Source organism: Amycolatopsis sp. NPDC058278, from assembly GCF_042881395.1.
GTDB lineage: Bacteria > Actinomycetota > Actinomycetes > Mycobacteriales > Pseudonocardiaceae > Amycolatopsis.
Genome location: NZ_JBHVXZ010000035.1, coordinates 67,636 through 83,933, shown reverse-complemented (window position 1 = coordinate 83,933; position 16,298 = coordinate 67,636). Strand labels below are relative to the sequence as shown.

Below are 16,298 nucleotides of genomic sequence, written 5' to 3'. Positions count from 1 at the left end.
CCCTTGAGGGGCAGCGCGGTGGTCGCCGTCGCCACGGTCGACGGTGGCGGTGCGGCCGCCGGCGCGGCGTCACCGCCGCCCGCGAACTGGACCACCACGATCCCGAGCGCGACCACGCCGACCACGGCCGAGCCCACCAGCTTCTTGTTCATCCGACTCCCCAGGTTCTGCTCCTGGTGAAGACGCACGGGGCTGTTCCAGGTTGCGGATTGACGGAGATCACCCGTGCGGCCGAAGTTTCGTAAGGTATGCTAACTATATGTCCGGCGACACGCACGAACGCTCTTTGGCGAGCCGTCTGCGTCTCGCGGTGGTCCGGCTCAACCGTCGGCTGCGGGCACAGCGCGTCGGGGACGACCTCACGCTGACGCAGGTCGCCGCGCTGTCCACCCTGCACAAGTGCGGTGCGCTGACCCCGGGTCAGCTCGCCGCGAAGGAAGGCGTTCAGCCACCTTCGATGACGAGGGTGATCGCCGCGCTCGAGGAGCTGGGGTTCGTCGAGCGGCGCCCGCACCCGACCGATGGCAGGCAAGCCATCGTCGAGCTGTCCGAGAGCGGGCTGGCCTACGTGCGGAGGGCCATTTCCGTGCGGGAGGCGTGGCTGGACCGGCAATTGGCGGAACTCGGCGACGAAGAGCGTGAAGTGCTCTCCAAAGCCGCCGAAATAATAGACAGGATGGCGGGGAACTAACCACGGTGACGGTCACGGGTAGCGAAACCAAGCGTTCGATCCAGACCACTGCTACCCGGGAATCGGCCTCACCGCCATCCGCGTCACCACCGTCCCCCTCCACGCGCGGCAGCATGTTCGCCTCGCTGCGCGTGCGCAACTACCGGCTGTTCTTCACCGGCCAGGTCATCTCGAACATCGGCACCTGGATGCAGCGCATCGCCCAGGACTGGCTGGTGTTCACCCTCAGCGGCAACAACCCGATCGCCCTCGGTGTCGCGGTCGCGCTGCAGTTCACGCCGACGCTGTTCCTCTCGCTCTGGGCCGGCGTCCTCGCCGACCGCGTCGACAAGCGGCGGCTGCTCACCTGGATCCAGGTCGCGGCGTGTTCGCAGGCCGTCATCCTCGGTGTGCTCGACCTGAGCGGGATCGCCGCGCTGTGGCACGTCTACGTCCTGTGCTTCACGCTCGGCGTGACGGCGGCGCTGGAAGTGCCGACGCGGCAGTCGTTCGTCGCCGAGATGGTGGGCCGCGACCAGGTCACGAACGCCGTCGCGCTGAACTCGTCGATCTTCAACATGGCGCGGATCGTCGGCCCGGCGATCGCCGGGTTCGCGATCACCTGGATCGGCACCGGCTGGCTGTTCATCGCGAACGCGCTCAGCACGGTCGCGGTGATCACCGGGCTGATCCTGATGAACCCGGACAAGCTGTTCCGCGTCGCGGCTGTCCCGCGCGAGAAGGGACAGCTGGCCGAGGGCCTGCGGTACGTCCGCCGCCGGTCGGACCTGATGACGGTGATGGTGCTGGTGCTGTTCGTCAGCACGTTCGGCATCACGTACTTCAGCTCGCTGCCGATCGTCGCGGCGAACGTGTTCCACACCGCGGCCGACGGCTACGGTCTCCTGTCGACACTGGTCGCGGTCGGCACCTTCACCGGCGCGCTGATGTCCGCCCGCCGTGGCACCAAGGGGCGGCCGCGGGTGCGGCTGATGCTGGTGTCCGCGTTCTTCCTGGGCCTGTTCGAACTGCTCACCGCGTTCATGCCGACGTACCTGACGTTCGGCCTCGGCCTGATCCCGCTCGGTTTCGCCACGATGACCTTCCTCAACACGGCGAACGCGCTGGTGCAGACGTCGGTCAGCCCGGAGATGCGGGGGCGCGTGATGGGCTTGTACGTGCTGGTGCTGATCGGCGGCAATCCGATCGGTGGCCCGATGGTCGGGTGGATGGCCCAGGAGTTCGGCGGGCGGTCTCCGTTCTACATCGGCGGGGCGGTTTCGGCCGTGGCCGCGGTCGTGTGCGCGGTGGTGCTGATCCGGCGGGGCGGGATCTCCTGGCCGGTGAAGCGCGGCCTGGGGCTGCGGGTGCTCAAGCGGACGAAGGTCTGACGGGGCGTATCGGGTCGGATTCACGGCGTGACCGTATCGGCGACCACCGACAAAAACGGGGGGTGCACCGTCCCGATGTCACCCGGAAGAGTGAGATCCGAGTCTCCGCGGCCGAGCTCTTGCTCGAAGAGATGAGGTTAGGCTAACCTCATGCATGTCCGCTTCGTGGTGGGAGCGGCAGTCAGTTCGGGAACGGACGGAGCCCCGGCCCTGGGAAAACCCCAGGCCGGGGCTTCGTTCACGTCAGCGCAGTGTCCGGCTGGTGCGCGTCGTGGGTCAAGGGACTCCCGCCCGGTAGGACCGGCAGACGCGTCAGAGTCATCCCGAAGTACACGCGGTACGCCGCGTGGACGGCTTCGGGAGTCGGCAGCGGGACCTCGTTCCGGACGCCGTCGACCGTCTCGATCAGCTTGTCGCCCGCCAACGTCACCCGGCCCTGCGACGTCGAGCGCGAGCACGTCAGCGAGCGGGTGAAGTGGGACTCCGGTGACGTCGTCTGCCACCACGCCATCGGGATGAAGTCGGCCAGCGGGCGCGGGCGGCGCTCCAGGCGGTACTGCGGCTCGCCGTCCAGCAGGACGTCGAAGTCGCCGTGCGGTGCGTCCAGCACCAGGAACTCGCCGTCGGGGTCCGGCTGGCCGTCCACGGCGGACAGGCGCAACGGGTGCCGGGCGAACCGGCCGAAGCCGACGTCCACCAGCCAGTCCTCGGAGTCCAGCGAAACGACGATCGCCGCGTGGTCCAGTGGCGGGCCCAGCGTGCCGTCGGGGCGGAAGACCTGGGCCGCGTGCAGCGCGGCGTCGTAGCCCAGCTCGCGCAGCAACGCGGCGAACAACCCGTTCAGCTCGTAGCAGAATCCGCCCCGCCGGCGGCGCACGATCTTGCCGAACAGCGCGTCCTCGTCCAGGACGACCGGCTCCCCGAGGTGAGTGCTCAGGTTCTCGAACGGCACCGTGGCCAGGTGGCGTTCCTGCAGGTGACGCAGCGTCGCGAGGTCGGGTGCCGCCGGGCGGCCGGCGCCGAGGCGATCCAGGTACGCGTCGATGTCCATGCGCCCACTCAAACACCTCGACCGCACTCGAGGTCAACCGAATTCAGCCGACGACGAAAACGGGGCCCTCCCCGGAAGGGAGAGCCCCGTCGACGAGAAAACTCAGCCGAGCAGCAGGCCGTTGCCGCCGGCGACGGCGTTGTCGAAGCGCTTGCTGATCTCGGCCCAGTTGTAGATGTTCCACAGGGCCTCGACGTACTTCGGCTTCACGTTCTTGTAGTCCAGGTAGAACGCGTGCTCCCAGACGTCGACCAGCAGGATCGGCACGGTCGGCAGGACCAGGTTGTTGTGGTGGTCGCGCAGCTGCTGGGTGATCAGCGTCTTGCCGATCGGGTCCCAGGAGAGCGCGGCCCAGCCGTTGCCCTGGATCGTCGTCGCGACGGCGGTGAACTGCGCCTTGAACTTGTCGAAGGACCCGAAGGCCTCGTCGATCGCGGCGGCCAGCTCGCCGGTCGGCTTGTCGCCGCCTTCGGGCGAGAGGATCTTCCACCAGACGACGTGGTTCGCGTGGCCGGCGAGGTGGAAGGCCAGCGTGGTCTGCAGACCGACGATGTCGCCGAAGTTGCCGGCGTCACGGGCCTCGGCGATCTTGTCGAGCGTGTCGTTCGCGCCCTTGACGTAGGTCGCGTGGTGCTTGCTGTGGTGCAGCTCGTTGATCTCGCCGGAGATGTGGGGCGCCAAGGCGCTGTAGTCGTAGTCGAGATCGGGGAGCTCGTAGCGGGCCATTGGCCCTCCTTCTGTCTTCGACACAAGTTTCCGGTATCGAACCTAGTAGCACACGCCCCCTTGCGGCGAGCGGGGGCGACGGCCGTCACTGCGTGGGACGGCGGGTCCGTAAGTGGCGTACCCCGGAGGCGCACCACCTGAAACCGAGCCTGCAACTTGGACTTAACTGGAGGTCAACGAGCTGTGAGATCGATCATTCAGGCGCGGAACTCGTCGAGGCGCAGCGCCAGCTCGTCGAAGACGGCGATGTTGCACTCGAACGCCACCAGCGTCTCGTCGATCACCCGGGCGCGCTCGTCTTCGTTCCAGGGCGCGTTGTCCAGCTTCGCCCGGTACCGATCCCGGAAGCGAGGGGCGCTGCCGATGCCGTCGAAGTGGTAGAAGAGCGCACCCGCCTCGGCGACGTCGTAGTTCTTCTCGAGCGTCCGCCGGATGACCTGGCCGCCGGCGATGTCGCCGAGGTAGCGCGTGTAGTGGTGGGCGACGTACCCGCCGGCCCACGTCGACGCTTCGTGGATCCGGGCGACGTACTCGCGGGTGGAGGCGAGCGGCGAGATCGTCTCTCGCCAGTCCGGGCCGACGAGGTGGGCGAGGTCGCGTTCGAGGAGCGGGAGGCGCCGCAGCTCGTCGAAGACGAACTCGCCGCCGACACCGTCGCCGGCCATCGCGTCGCTCGCCGCCTCGATGGCGCCGTAGACGAAGTAGTACTGGATCGCCAGCTGGGTGTAGCCGTCCCGGGTCAGCTCCCCGCCGAGCAGGGCGCGCATGTACGCCGAGTAGTTCGCCCGGTCGTGGACTTCGAGGGTCGACGCGCGCAAGGTCGCCGAGAAGGGGCGGGCGTCCGTGGTCACCGACATGGGCAGGCCTCCCGGCGATCGATCTGACACGCTGTCAGAAAGATCGTAGGGCATGAATCGGACTTAGGCCACGCTAAACCGTCGCGCCGACCGCGCGCAGGACGAACCGGACCGCCGCCTCGACCACGTCTTCGAGCTGCCCGGCCGGCCCGTCGACCAGGGTGCGGTTGCCCAGCGCCGCGGTGATCATCGGGATCAGGACGTCCGGGTCCTCGGCCGGCCAGCGACCCAGGTCGACGCCGCCGGTGAGGATCGCGCGCAGGCGGTCGGTGATCGGGTCGGCGTGCGCGCTGATGCGGCGGTACGCCGCCGGGGCCAGTGCCGACGCCAGCGCCGTGCCCGGCGGCATGTGGTACTCGGCCAGCACGCGCAGCTGCAGCCGGACGAACGTGGCCAGCTGGTCCACCGGATCGGCCTGGGCCTCGACGGCTTCGGTCAGCCGCGTGACGTACTGGGCCGCTTCGTCCTCGACGAACGCGACGAGCAGGCTCTCCTTGTCGGGGAAGTGGTTGTACAGCGCGGTGCGGCCCACCCCGGCGGCCGACGCGACGCCGGCGAGGGTGATCGCGTCGAAGCCGCGCTCGTAGAGCTGCGCGCGCAGGACGTCGAAGACCCGGGACCGGACCTCGCGCCGGTGCGCCTCCAGCGACTCACCGAGAATCTTCGGCATCCGCTCAGGCTAGCGTCAATCGGCCACCGGCCACGTGTGCACCGGTTCGCCCGCCTCGGACAGCTCGAGGTAGCGCCCCAGCATGAGGCTGAGCGCCGCCTCGCGGTCCAGTCCGCGTTCCTGGGCGCGCAAGACGTAGTCGCGCTGCCAGGTCGCGCCCGTCCGCCGGGCCAGGCACCGGCGCTCGATGATCCCGAGGTAGCGCTCGCGGGCCTCGTCGGAGACGTCGGAGCGGCGCAGGCCCTCGTGGGCGAGCGGCAGCAGCACGCGCAGCGCCAGCTCGTCCGGCGGGATCCAGCCGATGCCCGGCCAGTAGAGCTGCCCGTCGAAGCCCCGCCGCGCGCCCGCGTAAAGGTTTTCCTCGGCGGCCTGGAAGGACATCTGGCTCCACACCGGGCGTTCCGCCTCGGCCAGCGCGCGCTGGGCGCCGTAGAAGAAGGCCGCGTTCGCCACCGTGTCGACCACCGTCGGGCCGGCCGGCAGCACCCGGTTCTCCACGCGCAGGTGCGGCAGGCCGTCGACGACGTCGTACACCGGGCGGTTCCAGCGCCAGATGGTGCCGTTGTGCATGCGCAGCTCGGTGAGCTTCGGCGCCTGGCCCGCGTCGAGCGCCTCGATCGGGTCTTCGGCGTCGGTTTCCGGGAGCAGGCCGGGGAAGTAGCGGACGTTCTCCTCGAACAGGTCGAAGATCGACGTGATCCAGCGTTCGCCGAACCACACCCGCGGCCGCACGCCCTGGTTCTTCAGCTCCTCCGGCCGGGTGTCGGTCGCCTGGAGGAACAGCGGGATCCGCGTCTCGTGCCACAGCGCCTTGCCGAGCAGGAACGGCGAATTCGACGCGAGCGCGATCTGCAGCCCGGCCAGGCACTGCGCGGCGTTCCAGTGCGCGGCGAACTCCTCCGGCGCGACCTGCAGGTGCAGCTGCACGCTGGTGCACGCGGCCTCCGGCAGGATCGACTCCGCGTAGCTGCGCAGGCGTTCGGGCTGCTGGCCCGGCAGCGGCGCGCCTTCCATGGCGAGCACCGTGCGTTCGCCGCGCGCGGCGAAGATCTGGTCGTTCAGCGTGGAGTACCGGGTCTTGTTGGTGAGCCACTTCTGGTCGAAGTGCTCGTGCTTCAACGTCGGCAGGATGCCGATCATCGCCAGCGACGAGCCGGTGTCACGCGCCTTCGTCGCCGCGGTGTCGAGGTACGCGCGGAGATCGTCTTCGAGCTGGAGCGCGGAATCGCCCGCCAGCGGCCGCGGCGGGACGTTCAGCTCGATGTTGTGCTGGCCCAGCTCGGTGGTGAACGACGGGTCGTCGAGCGCCTCCAGCACCGCGGTGTTCGTCATCGACGGGCGCAGTTCGCGGTCGACCAGGTTCAGCTCGACTTCGAGGCCGATGTTCTTGCGGGGGAACGAAAAACTGCCATCGGTGAGCATGCGGGCCAGCGTGTCCAGACAACGCTGGACCTTGCGGCGGTACCTTCCTCGGTCCAGCGTGTTGAACGACTGAGCCTCGAGGTCCATCCCCATGACCATCCCTGCTTCGTGTCGGCGTGGACTAGGACGTGTTTCAGGCCCCGGCGGCAACCGTTACACAGGCGATGCAGCCGGGCTAGCGGCCAAACTGGTGCACTCCGTCACGGTCAGTTAACCGAAAGCAAAATGGCCCCGTTCGCACCACAGCGCGGTGGACGTTCGGACCAATGAGCCGCCCGGCAAGCGGGTGACAGACTGGGCGGATGGGCGTGATCCACATCGACCACTCCGACGATCCCCGCGTCGACGATTTCCGCCACCTGTCCACTGCAGACCGCCGGCCCGACCGGCCCGGCGGGCGGGGGCTCGTCATCGCCGAGGGCACCGTCGTGGTGGCCCGGCTGCTGGCCTCCCGCTACCCGGTCCGGGCGCTGCTGGGCGTGCAGCGGCGGTTCGCCGAACTGGCCGGGGACCTGGCCGGGTTCGACGTGCCCCAGTACGTCGCCTCCGCGGAAACCATGGCCGAGGTGGTCGGGTTCCACCTCAACCGCGGGATCCTCGCGGTCGCCGACCGGCCCGCGCCGCTGACGGTGCCCGAAGTCGTCGGCGGCACCGGCCCGATCGCCGTGCTGGAAGGCGTGGGGGACCACGAGAACCTCGGCGCGCTCTTCCGCAACGCGGCCGCGCTCGGCGTCGGCGGCGTGCTGCTCGGCCCCGGCTGCTCCGACCCGCTGTACCGGCGCAGCGTGCGCGTGTCGATGGGACACGTCCTGCGCGTGCCGTTCGGGCACCTGACGGACTGGCCGGGCGGACTCGACGACCTCCGGGCGCGCGGGTTCGCCGTCGCGGCGTTCACCCCGCGGCCGGGTTCGATCCCGCTGCGCGAACTGCGTGAGCACGCGCCCGGGCGAGTGGCGTTGCTCTTCGGCGCCGAAGGTCCCGGGCTGACCGAGACGGCGCTCGCGGCGGCTGATCATGCCGTCCGGATACCCATGCCGGCGGGAGTCGATTCACTGAACATCGCCACGGCCGCCGCCGTTGCCTTCTACGAACTGGCCCGGGGCGGCTAAGGTTTTGGTCTCCGAGGCGGAAAGGGGCACCATGGAGCTGCGGATCCGCGGCGAGCGCGCCGTGCTGGCCGGCCCGGGCGGGGAGCACGCGCGCGAGGTGGACCCGCACAAGCTCGCGATCGGTGCCGAACTGGCGCAGGCCCTGCACGAGTGGGCGCGCGTGGCGTCCGCGGTCACCGCCGATCCGGGGGCGGAGGCGGGCGCGGTGGTCTCGCAGCGCGGCCGTCAGCTGGCCGGTCGCCTGGCCGCGGTGATGGGCACGGCCGTGCGGTTCGTGGATCCGGTGACCGGGGCCGACACGGTCGTCGAGCCGCCCCCGCCGTCCACCGAACCCGGCCACCGGTTCGTCCGGGCGGTGCTCGGGCCGCCCGGCCCGCCCGGCGAGCCGACGCCCTGGCTGACCGGGCTGACCGTCTCGGCGTTCATCGCGGCCGTGGTCATCGTCGCCATGCTGGCGCTGGCCACGACGCTGGCCCGCGAGACCAGCGGCTGGCTCGCGCTGGCGGCCTCGGTGATCGTGACGGCCGGGATCACGCCGTCGCTGTGGCTGATCCGCCGCACCCCGATCCTGCGCTGGGCCGCCTACGGCGCGGCGGGCGGGGTCGTGATCGCGTGGATCGGCGTGCTGGTGATCGCCTTCTAGCGCAAGAACGTCACGCCGGCGCTGCCGTCGAACAGCGCGGCCCACCCCGCGGGGACGAGGAAGCCGCTGAACGACATCCGCATCTTCGGCACGGGCATCGGCGATCCGCGCCCCAGCAACAGGATCCGATCGGTGCTGTCGGCGAATTCCGCGGTCGCTGGCCGACTCGCTCCCTCAGGGTGACATCGTAGCCTTGCGGGATGGAGCAGCTGGACGCTTTGCGGAAGTTGTGCCTCGCCCTGCCGGAGACGACCGAGCGGCTCAGCCACGGCGAGCCGACGTGGTTCGTGCGTGGCAAGAAGACCTTCGTGATGTTCGCCGACCACCACCACGACGACGTGCTCGCCTTCTGGTGTCCCGCGCCGCCGGGGGTGCAGGAGGAACTGGTGCGCACCGAGCCGGACCGGTTCTTCCGGCCGCCGTACGTCGGCCACCGGGGATGGCTGGGCGTGCGGCTGGACGTCGACGTCGACTGGGCGGAGATCGACCGGATCGTGCGGGAGGCCTACCGGCTCGTGGCGCCGAAGACGCTCGCGGCGCGGCTGGACTAGCGCCCCAAGGTGGCCTTGGGGCGCTACGACTCAGCCGCGCTGGGAGCGGACTCCGAGCAGCACGTCCTCCCAGGACGGGACGATCGGGTGGTTCTTCTTGGTCTTCGGCCGTGGCTCCGGTACCGCCGCGTCCTCGTCCGGGTCCGCCGGGACGCGCGGGATTTCGCGGGTGTCGTCGTCCGGGTCCGGCTCGGCCGACGGCAGCTCGGCGCGCTCCGGTACCACGGAATCCAGCGTCGGCTGGAACTCCGTCTCACGGGCCGGCGCCAGGGCGCGGACCGTGCGCGGGGCGCGGTAGGCGTTCGGGTCCAGGAGGACCTCGGCGTTCTCGTCCAGCGCCGTCACCGTGCCGCCGTGCGCGCCCGGCGAGAACGCCCAGTGCGCCCGGTTGTCCGACCGCCCGGCCTTCCAGCGGAGCACCACGACCCAGCGGCCGTCGTCGCCCTTCCAGGAGTCCCAGGTGGCCTGCGAGTAGTCGTGGCCGCGGACGCCGAAGCTGTACGCGACGACCTCGCCGAGCGTCTGCACGTCGGGGCCGTCCTCGCGGACCGGGTGGGCGCTCTGCGCGAGCTCGGCGGTCCGGGACCGCTCGAGCAGGACGGGGTAGGCGTAGCGCTCGACGCGCTGCGCCGAGACACCGGCGCTCGCGGCGACCTGCTCGACGGACTCGCCGGCGCGGATGCGCTGCTGGATCTCGCGTGGCCGCATCTGGCTCTCCAACTCGATTTCGATCTGGCCGAGGCGGGTGATGTCACCCCGCGCCGCCGCGCGCAGTCGCTCATCAGCCGGGAGCAGGAAACGAGTACGGCTCGCCGGGTCTTCGAGCACGATGGACTTCCCGTCCTCGTGCAGTCCGACCACTCGCAGCGCCCGCATTGTTCTCGCCTCCCCGATCTTCTTCACCGTTGTGGGTGCCCACGTTAGAACGGCGCGTCGGCTTGACGTGCGAGGCGCGCCGAGTCCGCACCGAACTGCCCACTGTTCATTTTGCGTCTTCCGCATCCTCACCCACGCTGGTCAGCGGCAAAGGGGTGACACGCCGGGCACGCAAAGTCACGATCGAGTGGATCAAGAAGGCTGCCAGGGGTGGGCGCGGGTGGGGGCGGGTTGGAGCCGCTGGAGGAGTGGGGGCGGCTGCGCCGGGCGGGTCGGGTCGGCTGGGTCGGACTGCGGCGGCTGCGCCGGGCGGGTCGGGTCGGCCGGGTCGGACTGCGGCGGGCTGGGCCAAGCGGGCTGGGCCAAGCGGACTGGGCCGGGCAGGCTGCGTTGGGCGGCGTGCGCCAAACGGGCCGGGCGGGCTGCGCTGGGCGGCGTGCGCCGAGCGGGCCGGGCGGGGCTCGGCCGCGGTCACTCCGCCGGGACGAACCGCGTTCGAGCCCATGGGCTCCGGCGGGCCACCCGGCCGGCCCCGCTCAAGAAGGCGGCAGCCGGACGATCACGGTGAGCCCGCCGCGCCGGCCGGGCTGGGCCTCCGCGTAGCCGCCGTGGGCCTGGGCCACCGAGCGGACGATCGACAGCCCGAGCCCTGCGTTGCGCGTGTCGCCGGTTCGCTCCGCGCCGGCCAGCCGGCGGAACGGCTCGAACAGCGTCGGTACCGCCTCGGGCGGCACCGACGACCCCGAGTTCCGGACCTCCAGGGCCGGGTCCCCGCGCACCTCGACGTACGCCCAGCCGCCCGAAGCGTTGTACGTGATCGCGTTGACGACCAGGTTCGTCACCAACCGCTCGAGCAGGACCGGGTCGCCCGCCACCGTCCGCGGCCGCAGCCGCGTCTCGACCGTCACCCCGGCCGCCTCGGCCTGGGCCGCCGTGGCCCGGACGACCGATGCCGCGATCTCGTCGAGGCGCACCGGTGTCCGCGCGTGCAGCCCGCGGTCGCTGCGGGCCAGGACGAGCAGGCCCTCGATCATCCGCTCGCTGCGCTCGTTCGTGTGGAGCAGGTGCGTGCCGAGCTTCTTGAGCTCCACGGGGACGTCGGGGTCGGCCATCGCCACCTCGATCAGCGTCCGCTGCACCGCCAGCGGCGTCCTGAGCTCGTGGGACGCGTTCGCGACGAACCGCTTCTGGCTGTCGAACGACTCCGCGAGCCGGTCGAGCATGCCGTCGAACGTGTCCGCCAGCTCCTTCAGCTCGTCCGGTGGTCCTTCGAGGTTGATCCGCCGGTCGAGCTTGCCCACCTCCAGCCGGCGCGCGGCCGAGGTGATGTCGTGCAGGGGCCGCAGCGCGCGGCCCGCCATCAGCCAGCCGAACAGCACCGCCAGCGCCGCCGTCGCCACCAGCGCGATCGCCGAGCCGACCAGCAACGTCGACAGCGTCGAGGAGCGGTATTCGTCGAGCGTGCCGCTGAGCAGCTGTACCGCCGTTCCCGGAGAGCCGATGACCGTGGTGCCCTGGACGCCGTAGACCGCGTCGGCCGACCCGATCGTCGTCAACGCGGCGCGGGTGGGGTCCGGCAGCGTGCTCTGCACCAGCAGGTAGTTGATGACGACGAGGATCAGCCCGGCGAGCAGGAACAGCCCGCCGTACCAGGCCGTGAGCTTCGTCCGGACGGAAAAGCCGTTCACGGCGTGCCGAACCGGTAGCCGGCGCCCGGCACGGTCTCGATCACCGGTGGGTCGCCCAGCTTGCGCCGCAACGTCATCACCGCGACGCGCACCGCGTTGGTGAACGGGTCCGCGTGCTCGTCCCACGCCTTTTCCAGCAGGTCCTCGGCGCTGACCACGGCACCCTCCGCCCGCATGAGCACCTCCAGCACGGCGAACTCCTTCGGCGAGAGCAACAGGAACCGCCCGTCGCGGGCGGCCTGGTGCCGCGGCAGGTCGAGCACGACGCCGTCGCGTTCCAGCACCGGCGGCAACGCCGGCCGTGCGCGCCGCGACAGCGCCTGGACCCGGGCGACCAGTTCGGCGAACGCGAACGGCTTCGTCAGGTAGTCGTCGGCGCCGAGGCCCAGTCCGGCGACCCGGTCGGTGACGTCGGCGGCCGCGGTCAGCATCAGCACGCGGGCCTCGCCGCCCGCCCGGACCACGGCGGCGCAGACGTCGTCGCCGTGCACCTTCGGCAGGTCGCGGTCGAGCACCACGACGTCGTAGCCGTGCACGCCGACGCGTTCCATGGCCTGCTCGCCGTCGTAACAGACGTCGACGGCCATCGAAAAGCGCCGCAACCCCTCCGCGACCGAGTCGGCCAGCAACCGCTCGTCCTCCACCACCAGCACCCGCACCGGCCCAGTCTGCGCAGGCAGGCCATAAGGACCGCATAAGCGGCGTCGCTTAGCGCGCCCGAATGCCCCGATCCGTAGACCTGACCCCCATCCGGACGAAAGGAGTTCGAGCCCATGTGGACACGGATAGCCGTCGCGGCGCTCGGGACGGCCCTGCTGCTCGGCGGCTGCGGCGCGAAGCCCGATGACGGGTCGAAGGTCGCTTCGATCTCGACGCCGCCGAAGTCGGGCGGCCCCGCCGCCGCCGACAACAGCGGCAAGAGCGACGAGGACAAGATGCGGGACTTCGCCAAGTGCATGCGCGAGCACGGCGTCGACATGCCCGACCCCAAGCCGGCCGGCGACGGCGGCGGCATGGCGATCACCTTGGGGAGCAAGGACGGCGACACCTCGAAGCTCGACGCCGCCCAGAACGCGTGCAAGCACTTCATGCCCAACGGCGGCGAGATGAAGCCGCCGAGCGCCGAGGACCTCGACAAGATGCGCAAGGAAGCCAAGTGCATGCGCGAGCACGGCGTCGACATGCCGGATCCCGATCCGAGCGGCAAGGGCGGCATGCGGATCGGCGGACCGGGTGACGACCCGAAGAAGTTCGAAGAGGCCGCCAAGGCGTGCGGCATGGGCATGGCCGTCCACTCCGAGGCGGGCAAGTGACCGACGTGACCCACCTCAAGCCGCGCCGCCGTGGCCGGACGCGCTGGTTCGTCGCGGTCGCCGTCCTGGTCGTCGTGCTGGGCACCGGCTCCGTCGTGCTCCTGACGCGGGTGTCGAGTGCGACGCCCGTCAAGGAGGCGGCACCGCCCGCGGTCGAGACCGCGGAGGTGGCCAAGACCGACCTGCGCGAAGAAGAGGAGGCCGACGGCACCCTCGGCTACGGCGAAGAGTCGGTCGTCGCGGGCCGCAAGCCCGGCACCATCACGTCGCTGCCGGCCGCCGGCGCCACCCTGACCCGCTGCACGGCGGTGTACGGAGTGGACGCGAAGCCGGTGCCGCTGTTCTACGGCACGCTGCCGTTCTACCGCGACCTCGCCACGGGCGTCGACGACGGCGCCGACGTCAAGCAGCTGGAGGAGAACCTCAAGGCGTGCGGCTTCGGCGGGTTCGGCACGCCGGACAAGAAGTTCACCGCGGCGACGGCGGCCGCGCTGAAGAAGTGGCAGAAGTCCCTCGGCCTGGAGCAGACCGGCGGGTTCGGCCAGGGTGACGTCGTGCTGGCCGCGGGTGAACTGCGGGTGTCGGCCGTCCAGGCCAAGCTCGGCGCGCCGGCCCAGGGCGAGGTGCTCAAGACGACCGGCACCGTCCGGTCGGTGCAGGTCAAGCTCGACGCGGCGAAGCAGGGCCTCGCCCAGCAGGGCGCGAAGGCGTCGGTGACGATCAACGGGAAGACGACGCAGGGCACGATCACCGACGTCGGGCGGACCGCGGTAGAGGGCAAGGACCAGGCGGGCCAGGACGACGGCAAGCCGAAGATCACCGTGACCGTCCGGCTCGACGACCCGGCCGCGGCCGGCAGCCTGGACTCGGCCCCGGCCACCGTCCGGTTCACCAAGGACGTCCGCCAGGGCGTGCTCGCGGTCCCGGTCGGCGCGCTGCTCGCCCTCGCCGAAGGCGGGTATGCGGTCGAGGTCGACGAGAACGGGCAGCGCCGGCTGATCGCCGTCCAGACCGGGCTGTTCAGCGGCGGGAAGGTCGAAGTCACCGGCACCGGCCTGGCCGCGGGCATGCGGGTGGTGACGACGTCGTGACGCCCGTGCTGCGCGTGCACGAGGTCACGCGCACCTACCCCGGCGAGGTCGCCGCGCTCGACGGCGTCTCGCTCTCGCTGGAAGACGGCGAGATGGTGGCGATCGTCGGGCCGTCCGGGTCCGGCAAGTCCACCCTGCTGCACCTGATGGGCACGCTCGACCGGCCGTCGTCGGGGCGGGTGGAGCTGCGCGGCCACGACGTCGCCGCGCTGCCCGACCGCAAGGTCTCGGCGCTGCGGTCGCGCTGGATCGGGTTCGTGTTCCAGCAGTTCTTCCTCGACGAAGGGATGAGTGCGGTGGACAACGTGTGCACCGGCCTGCTCTACGCCGGGGTGCCGCGGCGACAGCGGCGCGCGCGGGCGCTGGTGGCGCTCGACCGGGTCAAGCTGGGGCACCGGGCGTGGCACCGCCCCGGCGAGCTCTCCGGCGGCGAACGCCAGCGCGTCGCGATCGCCAGGGCGGTGGTCAACGACCCGGCGATCCTGCTGGCCGACGAGCCCACCGGCAACCTCGACACCGGCACCGGCGCTTCGGTGCTCTCGCTGCTCGGCGAGCTGTCCGCCGACGGCACCACGATCGTCGTGATCACCCACGACCGCGAGATCGCGGCGGGCATGCCCCGCCGGATCGAGCTGCTCGACGGGCGCCTGCGCCTGGACACCGGCCTGGTGGGTGCGCGATGACCAAGGTGGCGCTGCCGGAACCGGCCCGGCTGAAGCCCCCGGACGTCGTCGCGCTCGGCGCCCACGGCATGCGGACGCGGCCGGTGCGGGCGGTGCTTTCCGCGCTGGGCATCGCGATCGGCGTCGCCGCGATGGTGGCGGTGCTGGCAATCCCGGCGTCCGGCGCGCGGGCCCTGCACGACCGCCTGGCCGCGCTCGGTCCCAACCTCCTCACCGCCGGGCCGGGCCAGACGCTGTTCGGCGACAACGCGACGCTGCCGGACGACGCGGTCGCGATGGCCCGGCGGATCGGGCCGGTGCGCGCGGCCGCCGGCACGGGGACGACGTCGGCGAGCGTCCGCCGCAGCGACAAGATCGCCCCGGACGACACGTCCGGGCTGGCGGTGTACGCGGCCCGGCCGGACCTGCTCGGCGTGCTCGGCGGCAAGGTGCGGGCCGGTGCGTTCCTGGCGACGGGGAACCAGGACTACCCGGTGACGGTGCTCGGCTCCCAGGCGGCGGCCCGGCTGGGCATCGACCACATCGACCCGGCCCGCCCGCCGCAGGTGCTGATCGGGACGCAGTGGTTCACCGTGGTGGGCATCCTCGCGCCGATGCCGCTCGCGCCGGAGATCGAGCGTTCCGCGCTGGTCGGCTGGGACGTCGCGAAGCGGCTGCTGGGCTTCGACGGCCATCCGTCCACTGTGTACGTCCGAGCGGCAGAGTCCCAAGTGGACGGTGTGCGGACGGTGCTGGCGGCGACGCTGAACCCGCAGGCACCGAACGAGGTCCAGGTGCGGCGCCCGTCGGACGCGCTGGCGGCGCAGAAGCTGACGGACACGACGTACAGCGCGTTGTTCCTCGGGCTCGGCGGTGTCGCGCTGCTGGTCGGCGGGGTCGGGGTCGCGAACACGATGGTGATCTCGGTGCTGGAGCGGCGGCGCGAGATCGGCCTGCGCCGCGCGCTTGGGGCGACGAAGCGGCAGATCCGCGGGCAGTTCCTGGCGGAGTCGGTGCTGCTGTCCGGGCTGGGTGGCCTCGCCGGGGTGCTGGTCGGCGTGCTCGTGACGGCGGGGTACGCGCTGAGCCAGGGCTGGCCCGCGGTGCTGCCGGCGGCGGCACTGGCGGGTGGGGTCGGTGTCGCGGCGCTGGTCGGGGCGGTGGCGGGGGCCTACCCGGCGGTGCGCGCGGCCCGGCTCGCGCCCACGCGAGCCCTGGCCTGATCGTGCACGAACACCGGGTGGCGGATTACCCGCCACCCGGTATTCGGCATCTGGAAGATCTCCACCCGATCGGTGGGGTATTCCTCGCCCGCCTCGACGCGACGCCGTTCGACCCGGCGGCCCCGCGAGACTTCTTCAACCTGGCCCGCGAACGCGACCGGCAGGCCGCGCAGGCCTACGACCCGGCCGCGGCGGGCGCTGCAGTCGGTGACCCGCGACGCGGCCGTGTTCCTCGGCCGGGCGGACACCGCCGGGACGATCACCCCCCGGCAGGTCGACGCGGCGAACGCCAGGTCAGTGCGGTTGCCGGTGCACGGCTGCTGCTGAACGCCCGGTAATCTCGGCCGGTCTGGGA

The 16,298-nt window shown here is 71.4% G+C and carries 18 protein-coding genes; 10 read left to right on the top strand and 8 right to left on the bottom strand.

What is annotated here, in order from left to right; all coding sequences use genetic code 11:
- Nucleotides 1-259 precede the first annotated feature (259 nt).
- Both ACFVYA_RS20150 and ACFVYA_RS20145 read left to right on the top strand, forming a co-directional pair.
- Entirely contained in the window at nt 260-691 is a 432-nt protein-coding gene (locus ACFVYA_RS20150) for a MarR family winged helix-turn-helix transcriptional regulator (RefSeq protein WP_285986725.1), read from the top strand.
- Nucleotides 692-804: 113 nt separating this feature from the next.
- The gene (locus ACFVYA_RS20145) at nt 805-2,061 is read left to right on the top strand and encodes an MFS transporter (protein ID WP_387046851.1); all 1,257 of its coding nucleotides are present in this window, start codon (nt 805-807) and stop codon (nt 2,059-2,061) included.
- A gap of 238 nt (nt 2,062-2,299) precedes the next feature.
- Here the strand turns inward: ACFVYA_RS20145 and ACFVYA_RS20140 are convergent, their stop codons facing one another.
- The 5 genes from ACFVYA_RS20140 to ACFVYA_RS20120 all read right to left on the bottom strand — a co-directional run bounded on the left by ACFVYA_RS20140 (nt 2,300) and on the right by ACFVYA_RS20120 (nt 6,880).
- Nucleotides 2,300-3,112, bottom strand: coding sequence for an arylamine N-acetyltransferase (locus tag ACFVYA_RS20140; protein WP_387046850.1), 813 nt, complete (start codon nt 3,110-3,112; stop codon nt 2,300-2,302).
- A gap of 102 nt (nt 3,113-3,214) precedes the next feature.
- A complete protein-coding gene (locus ACFVYA_RS20135; RefSeq protein WP_247017949.1) occupies nt 3,215-3,838 on the bottom strand; it encodes a superoxide dismutase in 624 nt (207 codons plus the stop codon).
- 197 nt (nt 3,839-4,035) lie between these two features.
- A complete protein-coding gene (locus tag ACFVYA_RS20130; protein WP_387046848.1) occupies nt 4,036-4,695 on the bottom strand; it encodes a heme oxygenase (biliverdin-producing) in 660 nt (219 codons plus the stop codon).
- A gap of 73 nt (nt 4,696-4,768) precedes the next feature.
- The gene (locus ACFVYA_RS20125; RefSeq protein ID WP_285986721.1) at nt 4,769-5,365 is read right to left on the bottom strand and encodes a TetR/AcrR family transcriptional regulator; all 597 of its coding nucleotides are present in this window, start codon (nt 5,363-5,365) and stop codon (nt 4,769-4,771) included.
- 15 nt (nt 5,366-5,380) lie between these two features.
- Complete coding sequence (locus ACFVYA_RS20120; protein ID WP_387046846.1) at nt 5,381-6,880, bottom strand: glutamate-cysteine ligase family protein; 1,500 nt, start codon at nt 6,878-6,880, stop codon at nt 5,381-5,383.
- A gap of 209 nt (nt 6,881-7,089) precedes the next feature.
- Between ACFVYA_RS20120 and ACFVYA_RS20115 the strand changes: the two genes are divergently transcribed.
- From ACFVYA_RS20115 to ACFVYA_RS20105, 3 genes are all read left to right on the top strand, one after another.
- The gene (locus ACFVYA_RS20115) at nt 7,090-7,896 is read left to right on the top strand and encodes a TrmH family RNA methyltransferase (protein WP_387046844.1); all 807 of its coding nucleotides are present in this window, start codon (nt 7,090-7,092) and stop codon (nt 7,894-7,896) included.
- A 31-nt stretch (nt 7,897-7,927) separates the two neighbouring features.
- Nucleotides 7,928-8,539 carry a DUF2537 domain-containing protein gene (locus ACFVYA_RS20110; RefSeq protein WP_387046842.1) on the top strand — a complete coding sequence of 204 codons (612 nt, stop codon included), beginning with the start codon at nt 7,928-7,930 and terminating at the stop codon, nt 8,537-8,539.
- A 200-nt stretch (nt 8,540-8,739) separates the two neighbouring features.
- Nucleotides 8,740-9,090: an MmcQ/YjbR family DNA-binding protein gene (locus tag ACFVYA_RS20105; protein ID WP_387046841.1), complete on the top strand. Its 351-nt coding sequence runs from the start codon at nt 8,740-8,742 to the stop codon at nt 9,088-9,090.
- A gap of 30 nt (nt 9,091-9,120) precedes the next feature.
- Here ACFVYA_RS20105 and sepH read toward each other — a convergent pair whose 3' ends face one another.
- From sepH to ACFVYA_RS20090, 3 genes are all read right to left on the bottom strand, one after another.
- Nucleotides 9,121-9,966 (bottom strand): septation protein SepH, encoded by an 846-nt coding sequence (gene sepH / locus ACFVYA_RS20100; protein WP_387046839.1) that lies wholly within the window; start codon nt 9,964-9,966, stop codon nt 9,121-9,123.
- A 536-nt stretch (nt 9,967-10,502) separates the two neighbouring features.
- Nucleotides 10,503-11,654: a sensor histidine kinase gene (locus ACFVYA_RS20095; RefSeq protein WP_387046837.1), complete on the bottom strand. Its 1,152-nt coding sequence runs from the start codon at nt 11,652-11,654 to the stop codon at nt 10,503-10,505.
- The gene (locus ACFVYA_RS20090; protein WP_285986714.1) at nt 11,651-12,313 is read right to left on the bottom strand and encodes a response regulator transcription factor; all 663 of its coding nucleotides are present in this window, start codon (nt 12,311-12,313) and stop codon (nt 11,651-11,653) included. Before ACFVYA_RS20090 ends, ACFVYA_RS20095 begins: the two co-directional genes overlap by 4 nt.
- A 114-nt stretch (nt 12,314-12,427) precedes the next feature.
- Here ACFVYA_RS20090 and ACFVYA_RS20085 point away from each other — a divergent pair, with 114 nt between their 5' ends.
- From ACFVYA_RS20085 to ACFVYA_RS20065, 5 genes are read left to right on the top strand one after another with little or no spacing between them, the layout of a single operon-like run.
- Entirely contained in the window at nt 12,428-12,967 is a 540-nt protein-coding gene (locus tag ACFVYA_RS20085; protein ID WP_387046835.1) for a hypothetical protein, read from the top strand.
- On the top strand, nt 12,964-14,058 hold the full coding sequence (locus tag ACFVYA_RS20080) for a peptidoglycan-binding protein (protein ID WP_387046833.1): 1,095 nt from the start codon (nt 12,964-12,966) through the stop codon (nt 14,056-14,058). The genes ACFVYA_RS20085 and ACFVYA_RS20080 overlap by 4 nt, the downstream gene beginning before the upstream one ends.
- Nucleotides 14,055-14,741 (top strand): ABC transporter ATP-binding protein, encoded by a 687-nt coding sequence (locus ACFVYA_RS20075; RefSeq protein ID WP_387046831.1) that lies wholly within the window; start codon nt 14,055-14,057, stop codon nt 14,739-14,741. The genes ACFVYA_RS20080 and ACFVYA_RS20075 overlap by 4 nt, the downstream gene beginning before the upstream one ends.
- Nucleotides 14,738-15,943 carry an ABC transporter permease gene (locus ACFVYA_RS20070; RefSeq protein WP_387046830.1) on the top strand — a complete coding sequence of 402 codons (1,206 nt, stop codon included), beginning with the start codon at nt 14,738-14,740 and terminating at the stop codon, nt 15,941-15,943. Before ACFVYA_RS20075 ends, ACFVYA_RS20070 begins: the two co-directional genes overlap by 4 nt.
- 17 nt (nt 15,944-15,960) lie before the next feature.
- A complete protein-coding gene (locus tag ACFVYA_RS20065) occupies nt 15,961-16,281 on the top strand; it encodes a hypothetical protein (protein WP_387046827.1) in 321 nt (106 codons plus the stop codon).
- Nucleotides 16,282-16,298: the final 17 nt, after the last annotated feature.